General features: G+C 38.7%; 18 protein-coding genes. 7 read left to right on the top strand and 11 right to left on the bottom strand.

Annotated features, from left to right (window positions below):
- Positions 1-34 precede the first annotated feature (34 nt).
- On the bottom strand, positions 35-415 hold the full coding sequence (locus QCD85_RS17410; RefSeq protein WP_273613500.1) for a cupin domain-containing protein: 381 nt from the start codon (positions 413-415) through the stop codon (positions 35-37).
- Positions 416-490: 75 nt separating this feature from the next.
- Positions 491-1,051 (bottom strand): TetR/AcrR family transcriptional regulator, encoded by a 561-nt coding sequence (locus QCD85_RS17405; protein ID WP_273613499.1) that lies wholly within the window; start codon positions 1,049-1,051, stop codon positions 491-493.
- A gap of 134 nt (positions 1,052-1,185) precedes the next feature.
- On the opposite strand from QCD85_RS17405, the gene QCD85_RS17400 reads away from it, so the two are divergent.
- From QCD85_RS17400 to QCD85_RS17390, 3 genes are all read left to right on the top strand, one after another.
- Complete coding sequence (locus QCD85_RS17400) at positions 1,186-2,433, top strand: acyl-CoA dehydrogenase family protein (RefSeq protein ID WP_301263360.1); 1,248 nt, start codon at positions 1,186-1,188, stop codon at positions 2,431-2,433.
- 22 nt (positions 2,434-2,455) lie between these two features.
- On the top strand, positions 2,456-3,007 hold the full coding sequence (gene ssuE, locus QCD85_RS17395; protein ID WP_301263359.1) for an NADPH-dependent FMN reductase: 552 nt from the start codon (positions 2,456-2,458) through the stop codon (positions 3,005-3,007).
- A gap of 126 nt (positions 3,008-3,133) precedes the next feature.
- On the top strand, positions 3,134-3,907 hold the full coding sequence (locus tag QCD85_RS17390) for a hypothetical protein (RefSeq protein WP_301263358.1): 774 nt from the start codon (positions 3,134-3,136) through the stop codon (positions 3,905-3,907).
- Between the two features lie 100 nt (positions 3,908-4,007).
- Here QCD85_RS17390 and QCD85_RS17385 read toward each other — a convergent pair whose 3' ends face one another.
- From QCD85_RS17385 to QCD85_RS17360, 6 genes are all read right to left on the bottom strand, one after another.
- Positions 4,008-4,832 (bottom strand): hypothetical protein, encoded by an 825-nt coding sequence (locus QCD85_RS17385; RefSeq protein ID WP_301263357.1) that lies wholly within the window; start codon positions 4,830-4,832, stop codon positions 4,008-4,010.
- A 292-nt stretch (positions 4,833-5,124) separates the two neighbouring features.
- Positions 5,125-5,721: a hypothetical protein gene (locus QCD85_RS17380; protein WP_301263356.1), complete on the bottom strand. Its 597-nt coding sequence runs from the start codon at positions 5,719-5,721 to the stop codon at positions 5,125-5,127.
- A gap of 199 nt (positions 5,722-5,920) precedes the next feature.
- Complete coding sequence (locus QCD85_RS17375) at positions 5,921-6,148, bottom strand: hypothetical protein (RefSeq protein ID WP_204826813.1); 228 nt, start codon at positions 6,146-6,148, stop codon at positions 5,921-5,923.
- A 149-nt stretch (positions 6,149-6,297) separates the two neighbouring features.
- Positions 6,298-6,936: a TraX family protein gene (locus QCD85_RS17370; protein WP_301263355.1), complete on the bottom strand. Its 639-nt coding sequence runs from the start codon at positions 6,934-6,936 to the stop codon at positions 6,298-6,300.
- 12 nt (positions 6,937-6,948) lie between these two features.
- The gene (locus QCD85_RS17365; protein ID WP_069326228.1) at positions 6,949-7,146 is read right to left on the bottom strand and encodes a hypothetical protein; all 198 of its coding nucleotides are present in this window, start codon (positions 7,144-7,146) and stop codon (positions 6,949-6,951) included.
- A gap of 163 nt (positions 7,147-7,309) precedes the next feature.
- Positions 7,310-8,308: an NAD(P)/FAD-dependent oxidoreductase gene (locus QCD85_RS17360; protein ID WP_069326229.1), complete on the bottom strand. Its 999-nt coding sequence runs from the start codon at positions 8,306-8,308 to the stop codon at positions 7,310-7,312.
- Between the two features lie 564 nt (positions 8,309-8,872).
- Here QCD85_RS17360 and QCD85_RS17355 point away from each other — a divergent pair.
- On the top strand, positions 8,873-10,066 hold the full coding sequence (locus QCD85_RS17355; protein ID WP_273613492.1) for an NAD(P)/FAD-dependent oxidoreductase: 1,194 nt from the start codon (positions 8,873-8,875) through the stop codon (positions 10,064-10,066).
- Position 10,067: 1 nt separating this feature from the next.
- Positions 10,068-10,325 (top strand): hypothetical protein, encoded by a 258-nt coding sequence (locus tag QCD85_RS17350; protein ID WP_301263354.1) that lies wholly within the window; start codon positions 10,068-10,070, stop codon positions 10,323-10,325.
- A gap of 67 nt (positions 10,326-10,392) precedes the next feature.
- On the opposite strand, the gene QCD85_RS17345 is transcribed toward QCD85_RS17350, so the two are convergent.
- The 3 genes from QCD85_RS17345 to hemQ form a co-directional block, all read right to left on the bottom strand.
- Entirely contained in the window at positions 10,393-12,414 is a 2,022-nt protein-coding gene (locus tag QCD85_RS17345) for a methyl-accepting chemotaxis protein (RefSeq protein ID WP_301263353.1), read from the bottom strand.
- Positions 12,415-12,702: 288 nt separating this feature from the next.
- The gene (locus QCD85_RS17340) at positions 12,703-14,724 is read right to left on the bottom strand and encodes a methyl-accepting chemotaxis protein (protein ID WP_301263352.1); all 2,022 of its coding nucleotides are present in this window, start codon (positions 14,722-14,724) and stop codon (positions 12,703-12,705) included.
- A 306-nt stretch (positions 14,725-15,030) separates the two neighbouring features.
- On the bottom strand, positions 15,031-15,780 hold the full coding sequence (hemQ, locus tag QCD85_RS17335; protein WP_301263351.1) for a hydrogen peroxide-dependent heme synthase: 750 nt from the start codon (positions 15,778-15,780) through the stop codon (positions 15,031-15,033).
- 320 nt (positions 15,781-16,100) lie between these two features.
- On the opposite strand from hemQ, the gene QCD85_RS17330 reads away from it, so the two are divergent.
- The gene (locus QCD85_RS17330; RefSeq protein WP_301263350.1) at positions 16,101-17,663 is read left to right on the top strand and encodes a helicase DnaB; all 1,563 of its coding nucleotides are present in this window, start codon (positions 16,101-16,103) and stop codon (positions 17,661-17,663) included.
- Positions 17,664-17,692: 29 nt separating this feature from the next.
- On the top strand, positions 17,693-18,655 hold the full coding sequence (gene dnaI, locus QCD85_RS17325) for a primosomal protein DnaI (RefSeq protein ID WP_273613486.1): 963 nt from the start codon (positions 17,693-17,695) through the stop codon (positions 18,653-18,655).
- Positions 18,656-18,790 lie beyond the last annotated feature (135 nt).

Genomic DNA, 18,790 nt, shown 5'->3' with positions numbered 1-18,790 from the left:
ATGCAACAGCTCCCTGGTGAGTAGTTGATAGGTATTAAGATGACAGTTGGTCTTCGATCGACTTGGTTAATGGAGATTCTACATCGCCGGTATGCTTGGTACTTACAGATTCGATCAAGACTAATCCGCACTCTTCTTCCGCGAGCGGATTATGCATCGTTCCTTTAGGGACAATATAGAATTCCCCTTTTTGCAAAGTGATGTCTTCAGCATCTTGGAGACGAATCACAATGCTGCCATAGACCACTAAAAATAATTCATCTTCATGATCATGTTGATGCCAGACCAGTTCACCTTTCACTTTAGCGACTTTGACATATTGATCGTTCACCTGTCCAATGATTCGGGGTGACCAGTGCTCTGTAATTTTGGCTAACTCTTCTGCAATATTGGTAGGATTCAGTACGTTTAACATCTTCAACACTCCATTCTGCAACTATGTATAGGATCAAATCTTATAGATATCGTATATTTTAACACGAATTCGATATTAATCTTTAACGTTTTGTAGTTTGAGAAAATCCCAGTCCATTAGCAATTTTAACTTGGTATGCAGTTCAGATTGATCGATCGGCATTTTATTGTCGATCCACCAATGAAGTACACCTAAGACCGCTCCTACATAAGCCTCTACAGTAATCTCAATATCAATAGCACTCATATGTGTAGAATGAGCAGTTACATATTCTTTAATACCATTTCCCATATCACGGCGGATAATATTACGTAATGAATCTTTTTCTTCGGATAACAGTTGTGAAAATAAGTTTTTGTGTTTTGTTGTAACCGCAAGTAGTTCTTGAAAGATTTCTGTAGGCGTATGCTGGGCTAACTTGAATTCTTGTTCTGCAATCTGTTGTAGCGTATGCGAAAGTAATTGGAATTTGTCATCAAAATGAGTATAAAACGTAGTCCGATGAACCATAGCTAGATCACAAATTTGTTTGACGGTTATCGTTTCAAAAGATTGTTTTTCGATCAACTCTAATAATGATTGCTGTAACAACTTATGTGTACGTTTTACTCTAAGATCTTCTTTCTTTTTATCCATACAAATTCTCCTATCTGTATTGTTATTCTACATATTGATGATTTTGATTCTTGCTGCGATTTATTATACATCATACTATTTAAACTACAAACATCAATTAAATATACATGTGTATAAAAAAAGGAGAGATAAATATGAGCAACTTAGATGTACGACATCAACTTACCAACGAGGAAGAACAATTATTACAACGTGCTACTGATTTATTTCCAGTGCTGAGAAAGTTCGGAAAGCAAATCGATGAAGATCGACACATCCCGGAAGAACTTATTGAACAACTTGCTGCGGCAGGATTATTTAAATTAGGAACGCTTAAAAAGTATGGTGGATATGAAGTAAGTATCCGGGCGTTAGTCGAAATTATTTCTGAGGTTGCTAAAGGGAATGGTTCAGTAGGTTGGGTAGTACAGATTATTAACGGCAATAATTTTAATGCAACATTGTCTTTAAGCCCTCAAGTGTTAGATTTAATTTTTGAAGAAGAAGAGGAAGTGCGATTCTGTTCTGTTTTACAAGGGCGTAAAGTTGATTTTCAAAAAGTAGAGGGTGGGTATCTAGTGGAACAAGGTGTATGGGGATTTGCTTCCGGTTCTAAACATGCTACTCACGCTTTATTGAATCTAAGAGATAATCGATCGGTGAAAGACAATGCGAGTATGTTATTAGCAGTGGTTCCGATGAGTGAAGTGACGATTATAGATGACTGGTATACGATGAGTCTGCGAGGTTCGTCTAGTAATAGCATACAAATTCATAATGTATTTATTCCTGATAAATATATCGTGGATCAAAGCGAAAATATGTATACAAAGATGAATGTTCTATCCAATGAATCAGAACATATTAACCAATACAAACCGTATACTCTTATTATTTCGACATTAACTACAGGCATTAGCGCTATTCTTGGTTTGGCAAGAGGTGGTTTGGAGTATTTTGTTGAGACAGCCACTCGCAAAGGAATAACAATGACTACTCACAGCATACAAGCAGAAGTAGGGCATATTCAGTATAAAGTAGGGCTTGCAGCGATGAAGATTGAATCTGCTCACCTGCATATTAATCGTTCGATCGAAAGTCTTGAGTATCATATTCAGAAGAAACAGCCATTTACTGAAAAAGAATTTGCCCAAATTCAAACGGATATTGGTTATGCCGCTATGTTATGTACTGAAAGTGTCGATATGTTGATGGTCGAAAGTGGTGGTAGTGTCATCGCTGATTCTAACCCACTTTCTCAAATTTATCGCGATATTCGCGGTGGAGCGAATCATGCACTGACCACTGCATCGACTGGACTTGAATTGTATGGACGTATCTTATTAGGCTTACCCCCTCAAAATCTACTGACTCTTTCGTATCGACCGATCTTAACAGTCTAATTGAGAAAGGTGCAGATGCTATATGATGAACAAAATCACGATTATTTCAGGTAGCCCTAATAAGAAGTCTCGTGTGAACGGACTGGTCGATTATGCTGCAAAATTGTTGATAGATCACGGCTATGAAGTATCTATTATCCAAGTAGCTACGTTGCCAGCAGAAGATGTGATGTATGCTCATTTTGGCAGTAAGGCTATTTTAGAAGCTAATGCACAAGTTGCAGAAGCTACAGGAATCATTATAGTCAGTCCTGTATACAAAACAACATTAACTGGACTGGTCAAAGCTTATATTGATCTGTTACCGCAAAAAGGGTTGGAGCATAAAATAGTGGCTACGTATTTGGTAGGTGGAACGATATCCAATTTGTTATCGATCGATTATGGAGTTAAGCCGATCTTGGCTTCAATGGGAGCCCATTGTTTTGCCAAAAATGTATTTGCCGTAGATCATCAGATTGAACGAATAGAGGAGAATGAAGATCAGATTCATTTTGTACTGAGTGAAGAATTGAAGCAACGTGCTGAACAATCTGTCAACGATATGATTAATTATAGAATGATGACCGTCTAGAATAACCAGAAACCTTAAAATCTTTTTAATAACTATTCACAAGGAGTTCACATGCCTCTTTTACAATAGCTTCACAGCCAGCACATCACTACACGATGGCAGGCTACACACAAGGAGGCAATTGGAATGAAGAAATGGACACTTCTTTTAGGAACTACGATGGCGATCGCTATGTTATCTGGATGCAGTACAAATAGTGAGACTGCATTAACAGCACAGACAACGACCAGTACAGCAGACGCTTCTGCAACTGATTCTACTACACAAAGCACTGCTACACCGAGTACAGGCACAGAACAAGCAACTGCTGATCTAATGGGCAAAATCAAATCTATCGATGGAAATAGTATCACTTTATACAAATCAACAATAGATCCTTCTCAGATGGGAAAAGGTAGAGGCAGTGGTATGAGTGCACCACCAGAAGGGCAACCAGGTGATGGAGGTGCTTCTCCAGCAGATGGCGGACAAGTTCCTCCAGCTACGCCTGATGGAGAGTCTGCTCAAGTACCTGCTAATGCAGGTTCACAAGCTCCAGCGGCATCTGGAACATCGGATACCACCAATGATAGCGTAACAAGCTCAACACCTACTGAACAGGGCGGTAGAGGTGCAAACAATATGTTTTCAGAGGAGACAATGACTATTACTGTATCTGATAATACAGTGATCTCTGCAATGACGATGGAAAATAATGAAATGACGACAACGACCAAAGCGCTTTCCGATCTCAAAGCAGATGATGTTATCAATGTCTGGTTGAACACTGATGATTCTTCGTTAGCAGACCAGATTCAAATAGTTAACGGCATGGGCGGTGGAATAAGAGGCGGTCAGATGAAAGATGATACTGCTAGTCCGACATCTTCAACAACAGATAACACAACTACAGCTAACTAATAATATAGCAAAAAAGAGTGAACAGGATTGTTCACTCTTTTTTTTGCTATATTCATATATCGTATTAGCCATCAATAACGATATGATAAATGATCATATTTTATGAAGAAGATTCTTCTGTCGCTACTGGAGCAGAAGCATCTGCTGGCGGAGTAGGCGGGGTACTGCCATCTACAGGTGGAGCTGGTGGTGTAGGAGGAGTACTTCCATCTGCTGGTACCGGTGGAGCTGGCGGAGTGCTTCCATCTTTAGGCGCAGGTGGCGTTGGTGGAGTGCCTCCATTTGCTGGTGGTTGTGGAGCTTCATGCACTTCGATTTTCGTTGCTTGTTTGCTTGTATCTGATGCAAGGATTACAGCAATATGATCACCAACGTTAAGGTCAGATAACGAAATAGTCGTTTCGACATGTCCTTTTTCTGGACTGTGTGAAGTTTTGATAATATCTGTGCCACTATACACATTGATCGTTACACTTGTACCTTCTGGCAACGGTCCTTGTGGTTTGCTATACGTATCTTTACTAACAGATGATTTTGTAGAAGATTTCGTATTTTTAGAACTGGATTTCGTATTTACTTTACGATCTGTTACCGGTAGTGGTGGTTTTTCAGGCGCAGTGATCGTAATTTGATTACCATTGATCGATTTAATTTGACCGATAACATCTGCTTTTTCACCTTTCAATCCCGGGCCACCATCTTTACCAGGTGCAGGTGGAGTAGGGCCACCTATTGGAGGAGCTGGTGGAGTTGTTCCATCCGGTAATGCAGGTGCATCTGCAAGTACCGTGCGTTGCTGTGATTGTACAGATGTTGATTTCGACTGATCTGAAGAAGATGCTGCAAATGCGGATGGAGCTGCTACAGCACCTGCAATAAGCGCTGCTGAGAAAGCTACGTTAGATAATACTTTAAGTGTCTTCATGAATATACCTCCTTTAATTTGAAGGACTGTTCAATAGGCACGTCCTTAAACGGAAGTATAGATAGGGATTATGAACTCAATGTGAACTAAAAATGAATAGAACATTAAAACCTTAGTTTTACCATAAAATTGTCTAAACAACAGTAAATGCAAGAAAAAGGCAGCAAACCGCTAGCTTCAACGGTTCACTGCCTTATTGTTTCAACAAGAGATGCTTTACAGTTTGTGGGAAAACAATTTTAAAAAAATATTTTTTAAATCATAAATTAGATGATCATTTGCTTGTTATAGTTCATTTTGTTGTGGTTGATTTTGCAGTAGATTTGGTAGTTGTTGCTTTTGGAGTAGTGGTAGCAGGCATAATTTCAATTTTGGTCGCTTTGGTTGTACCTGAAGCTAGTGTTACGAAAATAATATCACCTGCTTTGAGACTGGATAGTGTTTTTTTGGTTTCTGTTGCTTTGGTGCTACCTGCGGCGCGCGTTACACTGACGATACTTGTCGTACTGCTTACAGTGACAGTGGTTGTCGTTGTACTGAAAGATTGAGTAGGTGGAGCCGTTCCTGTTCCTGCGGTTGGAGCAGAGCCAGTAGGCGGAGCAGCAGGCGCTGTACCACTAGGAGGCGCTTCGCCCGCTGCTGGAGCAGTCGTTCCTTCTTTACCAGCAGGAATATCTGGTTGCGTAGAAGATTTGTATAATGTAATTTTGCTACCGCTAATCGATTTGATTTTACCAATTAATACATTGTTCATAGCTTTGGCATCTTTAGCCGCAGTTGTTGCCGACTTGGTCGTAGTAGCGGCCTGAGCTGTAGATAGAGTAGACAGGGAACCTACTAACAAAGCTGCGGAAAGAGCGACACTGGAAAGTACTTTTAATGTTTTCATAAATTTATATTCCTCCTAAAGTTCGTAACACATTTATTGTGATATTTAGCCGAGGTGTTATGCCTCTTCACGTAGTATAGATGCGTAATATGAACTTCAAATGAACATCATTTTAAAAACGCAAAAAAGCCAGTTACTCACTTCCTCTTCACAAAGAAAAAGTAGACAACTGGCTTTTACATATACGATCAAATATTAATCAATCTGTTTGAAACATAGTCGATTCACGAGAGTATAAGCTTTTGGTTCCAGATTGCAGATTCCGAACACGAACAGATTCATTCGTATATGCTTCTACATAACCACGTCCAATTTCACAATATACGCCAGCAGGATCTTCCTGCCATACTGTAATTAGACTGCCAGACAGTCCAGCGGTAAAAAAGTCCATATCTTCAGTAAGTGTGTGTTTTTTGTTCGATTTCATGGGGGTTCCCCTTCCTATATTTAAAACTGCCTATACCCGACAGATTACTTCCGGTAACGATTATACTCTAAGATGTACTCATAAGGCGATGGTTTTTTGTATAAAGACAGAAAAAAATCGGGAAGTGATAGATTCCCGATTTGTATTTGTTAAAATACCAAACGTATGATCGCAATAATAGCTAAATGCGCGGGATAAAAGGAACGCCATATCCAGCGTGGAGGTGAATACAGTTTTGTTTTTGGATACAATTGCAGATGAATAGCGATCAAAGCTGTTGCTAGAACGCTAAATACCTGAATATCTGAAAATCCTCCAAACAGTACAAACACAACAGTAAGCGCCAAATGAGCGAAAATTACCCAATAACCGGTCGTGTAACGAAATACCAATACTAATAGAACGCCGTACATCCCATAATCCATATGTAGTTGATCTGCCAACCAGCCTACAGCAAGGATCAGAAGAAGTGAAACCGGAAAATATTTCAGTGATAGTTTATCAATTGCGATCATTAAAAGCAAGGAAATAAATAATGTACAGACTACATTTAAATTCGTAATATCAAAAGCATACATAAAAGGAAGTTGCGATAAAGCGGCAATAATCAGTAATCGAATCGTATATTTGCGTACATTGCGTGTACGTTGATAACCAAGTACAAGAAAATAACAATAAATAGGAAAAGCGATTCTACCAATAACACGCAAATACCGTTCATCTGGAAAGAAAGCATACCCCAAATGATCGGTTAGCATCGTAAGCATAGCTAACCATTGCACAGGCATACCTCCTTTTCGTTACTTCATCAGACTAAAATTAAATATCGTTTGTACGATTAGCGAAATAATAAGCAATCCAAATATAGAAAAGCCGATTCCTGCACCTTTACGACTTTCTTTAAAAAATTTGCGACTTAATGCAAACACAAGTCCTGCAATCGCTAACAATACAAGTACAATTATAATACGAAGAAAAATAAATACACCAACGCTCACTAGGGCACCTCCTGCAAATTTTAAATAATCTTATGTTTACTATACGACATATTAAGGGGTCTAATCCAAGTAAAAGATGAACATTTCGCAAAACCACAAAAAAATGCTCTTCTCTCCAGCGGATTCGTGATCCAGTGAAGAAAAGAGCATGTATAAAGTGAAACTACATTTTCATATTACTGCTGTGTCCTGGAGACAATTTCGCATCAGGATCAACATATACTTTAGCGTTGTTGATAGCCGTAGGCGCTTCACCAAAACCAACAGCGATCAATTTAAGCTTACCAGGGTAAGTAGTGATATCTCCAGCAGCGAAGATGCCTTCAACGTTCGTTTCCATACGAGAATCAACAACAATCGAATTGCTATTGATCTCAATGCCCCATTCAGCGATAGGACCCAGTGAAGAGATAAAGCCGAAGTTAACAATTACATCATCGACTTCGATTTCTTGTGTTTCTTTAGTTTTGACATGAGAAAGAGTGACACGCTCAATCGTATCTTCACCATGCAATTCTGTAATTTCTGTCGGTGTAATGATTTTGACGCCAGAAGCATTCAAGTTCTCTACACTATGTTCATGAGCACGGAATTTGTCACGGCGATGGATCAAGTATACTTCAGCAGCGATCGGTTCGATCATAAGCGCCCAGTCTACTGCGGAGTCGCCTCCACCACTGATCAATACTTTTTTACCTGCAAAACGGCTCAAATCACTTACAAAGTAGTGCAGATTTGTTTTTTCAAAATGGCTAGCATTCGGTAGATCTAGACGACGAGGTTCAAATGCGCCTACGCCTGCTGTGATAATAACAGCTTTACTTTCATGTGTGCCTTTATCAGTAGTCACGACAAAATGACGATCTGCTTTCTTTTCTACATTAAGTACTTTTTCTTCCAAACGAATATCAGAATCAAAATGATTCATTTGTTGTTGTAAGTTGTTCACTAGCTCTTGCGCTGTAATTTTCGGGAATCCTGCTACATCATAAATATATTTTTCAGGATAAAGGGCAGCTAATTGTCCGCCAAGTTGAGGCATACTTTCAATTAGTTTCACTGACGCTTGACGCATACCGCCATAAAAAGCAGCAAACATCCCGGCAGGCCCTCCACCAATAATAATAATATCGCTTAGTTCGTTGTTTGTTGTAGATGACACTTCACAAGCACCTCCGTAAATTAGTTCGATCTTACCCAATTATATATCATAAAGAGAATGTTTTTAAAACGACAATTCTCAAAACAGCTCCTATCAATCTTATCGCAATTTGCAAAAGTAAACAAAAAATAAACAAACTCCATCTTTCTAATGCACAAAAATATGTAAAAAGATAGATAAAAAATTAAATTTACTCTTGATATTTCAAAGAAAAATAGATATCATTTCAGTTGGGCTAATGATGTCATGTGACGAAAATAGAACATTTTTTTCAGAAAACGTAAATTTTTTTGAACATATTCGCTAGAAAGAGTACAATATAATGTGACATATCCTATTGCGCTTTTATGATGAATGTAATCATTTGTCTACTGTTGTGTATATTTTCACAATTTTGTGAAGGTATACGGAGCAATCATGGTTATATATGGGTATCAACTATTTTAACTGATTTTATCGTTTCAGTGCAAAGTCTATTGTTATCGATCATTGTAACGCTTTGACATAGGCGATGTACTTCAATGAAATACATTCTGAGTGAATCATTGGAAGGGGAAAATGAATATGAGTAGCATTCCTAAAATTGTTATTTTGGGCGCAGGTTATGCAGGTATTCTTGCTGCACAACGTTTGCAAAAAGAACTGAATTATAATGAGGCTGACGTAACTTTGGTTAACCGCCACGACTATCATTACTTTACAACACACTTGCATATGCCAGCAGCAGGTACAGACAAATTGGATAATGCGCGTGAGCAAATTTCCAAATTGGTTGATGAGTTCAAAATCGATGTAGTGAAATCGAATGTACAAGAAATCATCCCACAAGAGAAAAAAGTTATTTTGGAAGACGGAACTTTGTCTTATGATCACTTGATCATCTGCCTAGGTGGCGAACCAGAAACTTTCGGTATCCCGGGTATGCTTGAAAATGCGATGACGATTCGCAGTATCAACTCTGTACGTAAAATTCGTGATCACATTGAAGCACAATTTACAGCTTACAAAGTAGATAAAAAACCAGAGCGTTTGACTTTCGTAGTCGGTGGCGCAGGTTTCACAGGTATCGAGTTTGTTGGTGAATTGTCTGATCGTCTACAAGAATTGTGCAGAACTCATGGCATTAGCCGTTCTGAAGTTAAATTGTACAATGTAGAAGCAGCTCCAACAGCATTGCCAGGTTTCGATCCTGAATTGGTTGAGTATGCTATGAAAGTTCTACAAAACAAAGGCGTAACATTCAAAATTGGTGTTGCGATCAAAGAATGTCTAACTGACGGTGTTATCGTTGGTGAAAATTCTGAAAAAATCCATGCAAACACTGTCGTATGGACAGGTGGTATCCGTGGTAACCGTCTTGTTGAGCAAGCTGGATTCGAAGCGATGCGTGGACGCGTTAAAATTGACGAGTACTTGCGTGCACCAGGACACGAAAATGTATACATCATTGGCGATAGCTCATTGATGTTCAATGAAGAAGGTCGTCCTTACCCACCAACAGCGCAAATTTCGATGCAACAAGGTGTACTTTGTGCACAAAACATCGTAGCAGCTATTCGTGGACAACAACCTAAGAAATTTGTATTCAGCAACAAAGGTACTGTAGCATCCCTTGGTAAAGGCGAAGCAGTAGGTATCGTTGGCGATCGCAAATTGAAAGGTTTTGTAGCAGCTCAATTGAAAAAAGTAATCGATATTCGTTACCTATTTATTATTGGTGGCGTATCGCTTGTTATGAAAAAAGGAAAATTCTTATAAGATGCGTCACTGTAGCGTTCAGGTACGTGGACTTCTTACGCGTGAAGAGCTGGATCGGTATAACGGATTGATCGAAGTCGGTGGATTTTTAGAAGAGCAGGGTCGTTATGATCTTGCGTATCCGATCCAAAAAGAAATTGATATTTTGATCTTACCAGCGATAGAACGTTTGAAAGACAAAAGTCGTGCACGAGATCGTGATGATCAGGAATATCTAGCATCACTAGATCGTGCTCAGGATTTGTCCGAAGAAGTCTAATTTGAAATGCTCATGCAAAAGCCAGGTCCCTTTTAAGGAACCTGGCTTTTTGTGTTTTACTATACGATTAGTTGTTATGATTCGTTGTAGCTGAAGGAGTAGAAGTATCTTCTTCGATTTTGAATTGACCGATTTCTTTTAACAAATGATCGGCACTTTCAGATAAGTGTTTGGAAGAAGTAGAGATACTTGCAATCGATTGAGTCTGTTCGATAGTAGAAGAAGCAGCTTCTTCAGTAGCAGCGGCACTTTGTTCAGATACAGCGGCAAGCCCTGTAATGACATCAGATACTTGGTTAGCGCTTGATTTTAGAGAAGTCACTCCATCAGATACATGAGCAATCTGTGAAATAATACCGTCTACCGAAGAGCGAATTTGTTCAAAAGAATCTTTGGTCTCGTCTACAGATTGTTGCTGTTGAACAGTTGTATCACGGAACGAAGATAATTCAAGCGAACTTTGTTTGCCTGCTTCATTCAACTGAATAAGCAACGCATCAATATCAGAAGCAGAATGAGAAGCTTGTTCGGCGAGCTTACGAACTTCACTAGCAACAACAGCGAATCCTGCTCCATGTTCGCCGGCACGTGCAGCTTCAATAGCGGCATTAAGAGATAGTAGATTGGTTTGATTACTGATTTCGCGAATAACGTTTGTGATCTGAGCAATTTCATCTAGTTTTTTCAACAAAATAGCGTTGGAAGCTTCTACCCGTTGCGTAGACTCTTGTCCTGCTTGAGCTAGCGATGTTTGTTGAGAGATCGCTTGTGTACCCCGCTGCATAGCATCATTGACTTCACTGATCATATGAGAAGCTTGATTAGCACTAGCCGCTACTTTTTCAAGTGACCCTGTCATATCCATAACCATTTCAGCACCGGATTGGATCGATTCGGCTTGATCGCCTGCACCACGAGCAATTTCTTCGATAACTGTAGAAATCTGTCCTGCGATATCTCCTGAATTGGTAGCATTACGATACATTTCAGTAGAAGCTTGATTGACACCTAAAGCAGAGTGAGAAACGGTCTGAATCAAGTTACGCAAAGCGGTGGACATCGTATTAAAAGCAATGCCTAACTGAGCAATTTCATCTTTCCCTTTAATAGCAACCACAACTGTCAAATCACCTTCAGCCAACTGTTGAGCACTTTTCTTAAGCAAGATGATTGGTTTGACGATACGAACGGCTACCCAGAAAGCTAACAAAGCGAATAATAAAGTAAGAGCGATAATAACAATAATGTATTGATTGCGTAATTGTGTATATTCAGCAAAAGCTGCTTTTTTAGAAGTAGAAGAAGCAACAATCCAATTGATACCTGGAATTTTTTCATAATACAGTAATTGAGGATCGCCTTTATAAGTGTATTCCATACTACCTGAATTTTGGCTAAGCAGTGTATTTGCTACATTGGTATAATCGGCTTGATCTTTAAGTGGTTTGTTAACAAAAGAAGCATCTGGATGAGACATTACATTTCCATTAGGATCGATCAAAAATGTAAAACCGTTATTTGTTTTGAGAGTATCGATATAGCTAGTAATCGTAGATAATAAAATATCTTCTGCTATAACACCGGCAAAGTTACCTTGAGGGTCTTTTAGAGGAGCACCAATAAAGATGGCTTTATATGTTTTGGTACCAGCATCTTCGTAAGGAGCACTGACAAATAGTTTGTTAGCTTTTTTAGTTTCTTCATACCAAGGTCTTGTGCGAGGATCATACCCTGGTGGAGCTTTCCAATCGCCACCATCTAAAAAAGTAGCGTCTTCTAAAGCATAATACATATCAAAAATACTTTTTGCGTTACTTTCATCTTTAAAAACTTGTAGATGTTTTAATGTAATTTGATCTAGCGGAACAGTACTGTTGATTAGAGAAGCTAGCGTTTCTACCACTTTACTATTCGTGTTAACCCAACCGTTGATTTGTGTAACGCCTTGAGTCACTGTTTTTTTGACATCGGCATCGACCGATTGAGTAGCTTGTTTTTTAATAATGTACAGAGCAGACCATCCAACAGGAACAGCAATAAGAATAGCAGTAGCTATAACAAGCAAAATCAATTTTACTTTTAACGTCATGAGTACCCCTCTTTTCTATACGTATATAAAAATAACGAACAAGTATGAATGCGGTTTAATTGCTTGTTACTTATATCGTCATCTCAACTTTAATTAATTACCTTTTCCGACAAAATTTTTCTTTATATTTACCTTTTTTGTCACAAAAATAATTCTTTAGTCCTAAAAATAAATGATTCATTCGCGAAATAAATAAAATTAAAAATAAAATATGAAGAGTCGATGAATACATATATAACAAAAAAGCTATGCTCTTAATAAAAGAACATAGCTTTTTTAGATGTGAAATTATTGATTATGGTTTGTAGTAGCAGAAGGTAGAGCAGAAGAAGAGTCTTCGATTTTGAACTGACCGATTTCTTGTAATAAATGGTTGGCACTTTCGGATAATTGTTTGGATGATGTTGAAATACTAGCGATTGCTTGAGTTTGTTCTACAGTTGAAGAAGCCGCTTGCTCTGTAGAAGCCGCGCTTTGCTCCGATACCGCCGCCAATCCAGTAATGACATCTGATACTTGATTAGCATTAGATTTGAGTGTCGTTATTCCTTCAGACACATGACCGATACGTGAAATAATATCATCTACCGATTGACGAATATGTTCAAAAGAGTCTTTGGTTTCATTAACAGACTGTTGCTGTTGCACAGTCGTATCGCGGAATGAAGATAATTCGAGAGAACTTTGCTTGCCTGCTTCATTTAATTGAATCAGTAGCGCATCAATATCAGAAGCAGAATGAGAAGCTTGCTCGGCTAGCTTACGAACTTCACTGGCGACAACAGCGAATCCTGCTCCATGTTCACCAGCACGTGCGGCTTCGATCGCAGCATTAAGCGACAATAGATTGGTCTGGCTACTGATTTCACGAATAACATTTGTGATCTGAGCAATTTCATCTAATTTCTGAATCAAAATGGCATTCGAATCTTCTACACGACGAGTGGAGGCTTGTCCGGCTTGCGACAGAGCTGTCTGTTGAATAATAGCTTCTGTACCCCGATTCATAGCTTCATTCACCTGAGTGATCATATGAGCAGCTTGATCTGCACTGCTAGATACTTTGTCTAAAGAGTCTGTCATTGTCATAACCATTTCAGCACCAGATTGGATCGATTCGGCTTGTTCTACAGCACCACGAGCAATCTCTTCAATAACCGTAGAAATCTGTCCTGCAATATCTCCTGAATTAGAAGCATTATGATACATCTCAGAAGAAGCGGTATTTACTCCATGCGCTGACTGTGACACTGTCTGAATCAAGTGACGAAGAGCAGCAGACATGGTATTAAAAGCAGTTGCCAGTTGAGCGACTTCATCTTTGCCTTTGACGGGAACATGAACAGTAAGATCACCTTCTGCTAATTGCTGCGCACTTTTTTTCAAAAAGACAATAGGTTTGACGATACGAACGGCTACTAAGAAAGCAAAAACAACAAATAATAACGTTAGGATAATGATAGCAATCGTATATTGATTGCGTAATTGGGTATATTCTGCAAAAGCCAATTGCTTAGAAGTAGAGGAAGCTACAATCCAATTTGTACCTGGAATTTTACTATAATAGAGTAGTTGTGGATCACCTTTATAAGTATATTCGGTACTGCCTGAATTTTGACTCAGTAGCGTATCTGCAATCGCACTATAATCGGCTTGATCTTTGAGAGGTTTATTAATAAAATCTGCATTGGGGTGAGACATAACATTACCATGTTGATCTAATAAAAAGGTAAAGCCACCTTTGATTTTGATATTGTTGATATAATCGGTAATAGTTGATAATAAAATATCTTCAGATAGTACACCTGCAAAATTGCCCTGACTGTTTTTGAGCGGTACTGCAATTGAGACTGCATAACCATCTGTAGTCGCATCTAGATAAGGATCGCTAATAGATAACCCATTCACTTCTTTTGTTTTTTGATACCACGGACGTTGTCTAGCATCATAACCCGCATCAGGAACCCATTCAGTTCCATCCACAAATTTTCCATTTTCCAGTCCAACATAAATATCAGATATGCTTTTAGCATTAGAAGCATCTTGAAATACTTTTAGATGATTGACTGTAATTTGATCCAGTGGAACGGTGGCATTGATAACAGAGCCGAGGGTTTCGATTACTTTACTGTTGGTATTAATCCAACCATCGACTTGTGTGACTGCTTGAGACACTGTATTTTGAAGTGTTGTATTGACTGACTTGGTTGCTTGATTTTTGATAATATACAGTGCTGACCATCCAATAGGGACAGCAATAAGAATAGCAGTCGCCATTACTAACAGAATCAATTTGACTTTCAACGTCATAAGTACCCCTCTTTTCTATATGATTATCAAAATCTGTTTATGCGACTTTGATCCCTTAATTGTTGATTATATCGTCAATAGTTCTGTATTTCTGTATATTTTTCGACAAAAATTATATGTAAACAAGAAATTTTTTTATTTATAGATAAGTCTTAAGGACTAATTAAAATAATTACTTCTATAATGAATTCTCGCAAAATATAAACAAATAAAAAAACCTCTGCATAACGTAGTGTCTAAGACACCGCAGAGGTTTTGAGTAGATATGCTATTTACAATTTGTATCTCAATAGAAGATCAAAAGTATTAAAGTTTGAGCATTTCTTCGAATTTAGCGGTGTCTAGTATACTGCCGACATAAAATGAACCAAATTCTCCAAAACGAGCACTTGCTTCATCGAAGCGCATTTCGTATACTAATTTTTTAAATTGAAGTGCATCGTCTGCAAATAACGTTACGCCCCATTCCCAATCATCCAGTCCAACAGAGCCGGTAATGATTTGTTTGACTTTACCTGCATAACTGCGTCCAATCAATCCATGACTACGAATCATTTCACGACGCTCATCCATCGGAAGCATGTACCAGTTATCCCCTAGATTACGGGTTTTGTTCATCGGATAGAAACAGATATAACGAGAATCTGGTAAAGCTGGTTTTAGACGGGCAAGAATATGTGGATTTTCCATTGGATCGCCTTCCACATGACTAGCCATATAACTACTAAGTTCTACAATACTCACATATGAGTATGATTTTTTCGTAAAACTAGCGAATGTTGTTTTGTTAAACTCATTTTCGATCGCATTCAAATCTTCTAACGTTTCACGTAAGTGCATCATCATAAAATCAGCTTTTTGTCCAACAACTGTATAAAGAACCGTACTACCACTACCGTCATTGCTAACGGCTTGCCAATCATGAATAAGAGCATTCAATTCGTCGATCGCGCCGGCACGTTCTTCATCATCGGCCGCTTTCCAGGCATGCCAATCAATTGTACGAAAATCGTGTAGTGCATACCATCCTTCAAGCGTAGCTACTGCTTCATTCATAAAATCACTCCTATATATTAGTGGAAACTATTGTTATTCATAAGTATACTTACACATCTTGATCTATTGTAACCGAAGGAGTCTACACAGAGCAATTGACTTCACAGTCTGTTCATGGTTGCTTCATCATAATGGTGTAGAAGAATAGAACAATCTATAAAATATATTCATTTCTAGCGTAATGGCGCAAAAGGATGATTGTCGTGGAGATCGAAGGTGTTTATGTTCCAAATTCACCTTTCTTTTCAGCATTGAAATTTCAAGATTTGTGTTAGAATAGAATTCCGCATGCACAGGAGCAAAAAGAGAGGGGGCGGATCATGCGCATTAAGAATCTACTTCATTTTACTGAAAATCACCGATATTGCGTGTACCGCGAATTTGGTATAGGTGCGCTGGATGAACGGATGCTTAGTCTAGTTTATCAACCGTTAACAGGGGCTTTTGCGATTAGTGTATATCGATTATTGTGTGAGCATGTCGAAGCACAGCAAGTAGGTTATTCCCCAATTGAACAACAGCGTCGTTTATTTTTAACGTTAGGGCTTGAACCGGGAGAACATGGACGTAAATTTTTGGTCGAGCAGACTTCGTTATTAGAAGCTGTTGGCTTATTGCAGACCAATCGCGTATATTTTCCTGATCAAGATGATTATATATATGAATATGAATTACAACAGCCGCTATCACCAAGTGAATTTTTCCGAACACAACATTTAACATTGTTGCTACGAGACAAAATGGGTAAGTTTGCGGTGTTATCTTTGCGTGAGCGTTTTTTAGCCAAAGAACCCGATGGGTGGGGAGACAATACCGTTCAAAAAGAAAATATTTCACAACCGTTTTATGATATTTTTGAACTGAATACCCATGTGATCGATTATGAATTAGAGCAAGCGTTGACAGAAGTAAGTGCGCAACAGCGTAGCAGTCAGCCGAAGCTAAGTGAAGATGATCTGATTAATTATGCAGATATTATTCGTTATTTTCCGCGTGGATCACGTAACCGTATATATGTAGAAAAGTTGCGATTTTTACCAGAGCAGATGAATGTACTGAGCTATATCGCTTATAAATATCGTCTGGATATTCAAGATATTTGCCGCATGCTAGATGAAGATGGCGTATTTGATGCCAAAGGTGAACTGGCGGAAGAAGAAATTCAACGTCGTGCCAATCTGCAATTCCGTCAAGGGAAAAAGCGTCAGGAAGAACGACAGATTCATGAAGCCAAAGTGATCTCGCTTCGAGAAGAGAAAAAAGAAGAATCTCAAGATTTACCTGTAGAATATGCAGTTGAAATGGAGTATTATCTGGAAGTACCGCGTCAATTTACAAGCAAATGCGATATTCATCAATATAATACGATTCTACGCAATGAACCCTATACGCGCGTTCTGGAAATGTTTTATCCAGGTAGCGTGCCTAACAGTGTGAATGATATATTCGAACATGTCGATATTAATTATAAATTGTCTGAAGAAGTGGTTAATGTATTGATACATTACTTGTTAGCGATCAAAATGTCTCAACCGGGTGAGCGCCTGAGTAGTAAATTTGTCGATTGGGTAGTGACCAATATGCTGAATCAACAAGTGGATACGTATGAAAAAGCAGTTCGTTATGTCAGAGAGCAGAACAAGCTCGATCTCAAAATTAGCGATCAAGCGAAGCTACAAGCCAAAGGTGGAGCAACTGGCGGTAACAAACGTACCAATACACGAACGTATAACCGAGCAGCTAATGCCAAGCCGGAGATTCCGATTGTCAAAAGCGCACGTGAAGGTAGTAGTATCGTATCTGATGAAGAAATTGCAGAAGCGATGCGATTAGCCGAACAAATGCAATCCGGACAAGATCGTGTCCAAAAGACCAATAGTTGAGTTAACGCAAAAGGAAGGGGCAAACTGCCATGGAATCCCTCGGTGATCTGTTACGGCAGATGAAAAGTCCGCGCTTTCGGGAAGAGTCACAAAAGATTGCCGGGCGTCTACTCAGTGATCCGCTTGTGCTGGAATTAAGAGCACAGCATCCAGAGCTTACCGATCAGGAACTCATGACGAACCTTAGTAAGCTATATCAATATGTAGGCGATCGTGGTCATTGTGATAACTGCCCGGGATTGGATAACTGTCCCAATGATTTTCAAGGGCATTACACGAAACTCAGTGTAGAACCTTCTGAAAGTGGAGCCAAGTTATACGACCGCAAAACACCTTGTCATAAACAATTAACAAGACAACATGAGCAACAGGTCAAACAGCGTATTCATAGCTTTTATATTGATGAACGCGCATTGAATGAAGGGTATAATCCCAAAGAAATTGTAGCGAAAGATTCGAATCGTGTACCCGCTGTTGTACAGATTTTTCAATATATTAGTGACACCAAGCAAAATGGACTATCTCCACAAGGATTATATTTAGAAGGCGGATTTGGAACAGGCAAAACATTTTTGGCGTCTTATCTACTGCATGAATTAGCCAAAGTTGGTCATACCGGCGTTATTGTCTATATGCCTGATTTTGTAGAAGACCTCAAATCTATGTTTCAAGATAACAATCGAATGAAAGAAACGATGGATATTATGAAGCATACCGATCTGTTAATCTTCGATGATATCGGTGCTGAAAATTTAAGTTCATGGGTACGAGATCATGTTCTAGGTTCGATTCTCAATTATCGGATGAATCGCAAACCGACATTTTATACTTCTAATTATTCGTTGGCTGATTTGCAAAAGCATTTGAGTTTTACGAATAAAGATGGCGAAGAATTTTATAAAGGGGAACGTTTGATGAATCGAATCAGTCCTTTTGTAAAAGTCATTCGGGTTGAAGGAGAAAATAAAAGAGGCGGTATGAGCAATAGCTAGTATGCTTATCTCGTTATTTATGATACAATACTTACTAATTGATAGATAAGTATGAATAAATCGTAACATCTGTTTCGGAAACTCCAATGTTGTGTTATAATAAAGGAGTCAGGAATGACAAGACTTGTTTAATGT

It is taken from the genome of Paenibacillus sp. PsM32 (assembly GCF_030433815.1).
Classification (GTDB): Bacteria; Bacillota; Bacilli; order Paenibacillales; family Paenibacillaceae; genus Saccharibacillus; species Saccharibacillus kyungheensis.
This window is presented reverse-complemented; position numbering and strand designations above follow the sequence as displayed.

Excerpts from the sequence above, each read along its gene's own strand:
- QCD85_RS17410 (WP_273613500.1), bottom strand. The coding sequence starts at position 415 with ATGTTAAACGTACTGAATCCTACCAATATTGCAGAAGAGTTAGCCAAA.
- QCD85_RS17405 (WP_273613499.1), bottom strand. The coding sequence starts at position 1,051 with ATGGATAAAAAGAAAGAAGATCTTAGAGTAAAACGTACACATAAGTTG.
- QCD85_RS17400 (WP_301263360.1), top strand. The coding sequence starts at position 1,186 with ATGAGCAACTTAGATGTACGACATCAACTTACCAACGAGGAAGAACAA.
- ssuE (WP_301263359.1), top strand. The coding sequence starts at position 2,456 with ATGATGAACAAAATCACGATTATTTCAGGTAGCCCTAATAAGAAGTCT.
- QCD85_RS17390 (WP_301263358.1), top strand. The coding sequence starts at position 3,134 with ATGAAGAAATGGACACTTCTTTTAGGAACTACGATGGCGATCGCTATG.
- QCD85_RS17385 (WP_301263357.1), bottom strand. The coding sequence starts at position 4,832 with ATGAAGACACTTAAAGTATTATCTAACGTAGCTTTCTCAGCAGCGCTT.
- QCD85_RS17380 (WP_301263356.1), bottom strand. The coding sequence starts at position 5,721 with ATGAAAACATTAAAAGTACTTTCCAGTGTCGCTCTTTCCGCAGCTTTG.
- QCD85_RS17375 (WP_204826813.1), bottom strand. The coding sequence starts at position 6,148 with ATGAAATCGAACAAAAAACACACACTTACTGAAGATATGGACTTTTTT.
- QCD85_RS17370 (WP_301263355.1), bottom strand. The coding sequence starts at position 6,936 with ATGCCTGTGCAATGGTTAGCTATGCTTACGATGCTAACCGATCATTTG.
- QCD85_RS17355 (WP_273613492.1), top strand. The coding sequence starts at position 8,873 with ATGAGTAGCATTCCTAAAATTGTTATTTTGGGCGCAGGTTATGCAGGT.
- QCD85_RS17350 (WP_301263354.1), top strand. The coding sequence starts at position 10,068 with ATGCGTCACTGTAGCGTTCAGGTACGTGGACTTCTTACGCGTGAAGAG.
- QCD85_RS17345 (WP_301263353.1), bottom strand. The coding sequence starts at position 12,414 with ATGACGTTAAAAGTAAAATTGATTTTGCTTGTTATAGCTACTGCTATT.
- QCD85_RS17340 (WP_301263352.1), bottom strand. The coding sequence starts at position 14,724 with ATGACGTTGAAAGTCAAATTGATTCTGTTAGTAATGGCGACTGCTATT.
- hemQ (WP_301263351.1), bottom strand. The coding sequence starts at position 15,780 with ATGAATGAAGCAGTAGCTACGCTTGAAGGATGGTATGCACTACACGAT.
- QCD85_RS17330 (WP_301263350.1), top strand. The coding sequence starts at position 16,101 with ATGCGCATTAAGAATCTACTTCATTTTACTGAAAATCACCGATATTGC.
- dnaI (WP_273613486.1), top strand. The coding sequence starts at position 17,693 with ATGGAATCCCTCGGTGATCTGTTACGGCAGATGAAAAGTCCGCGCTTT.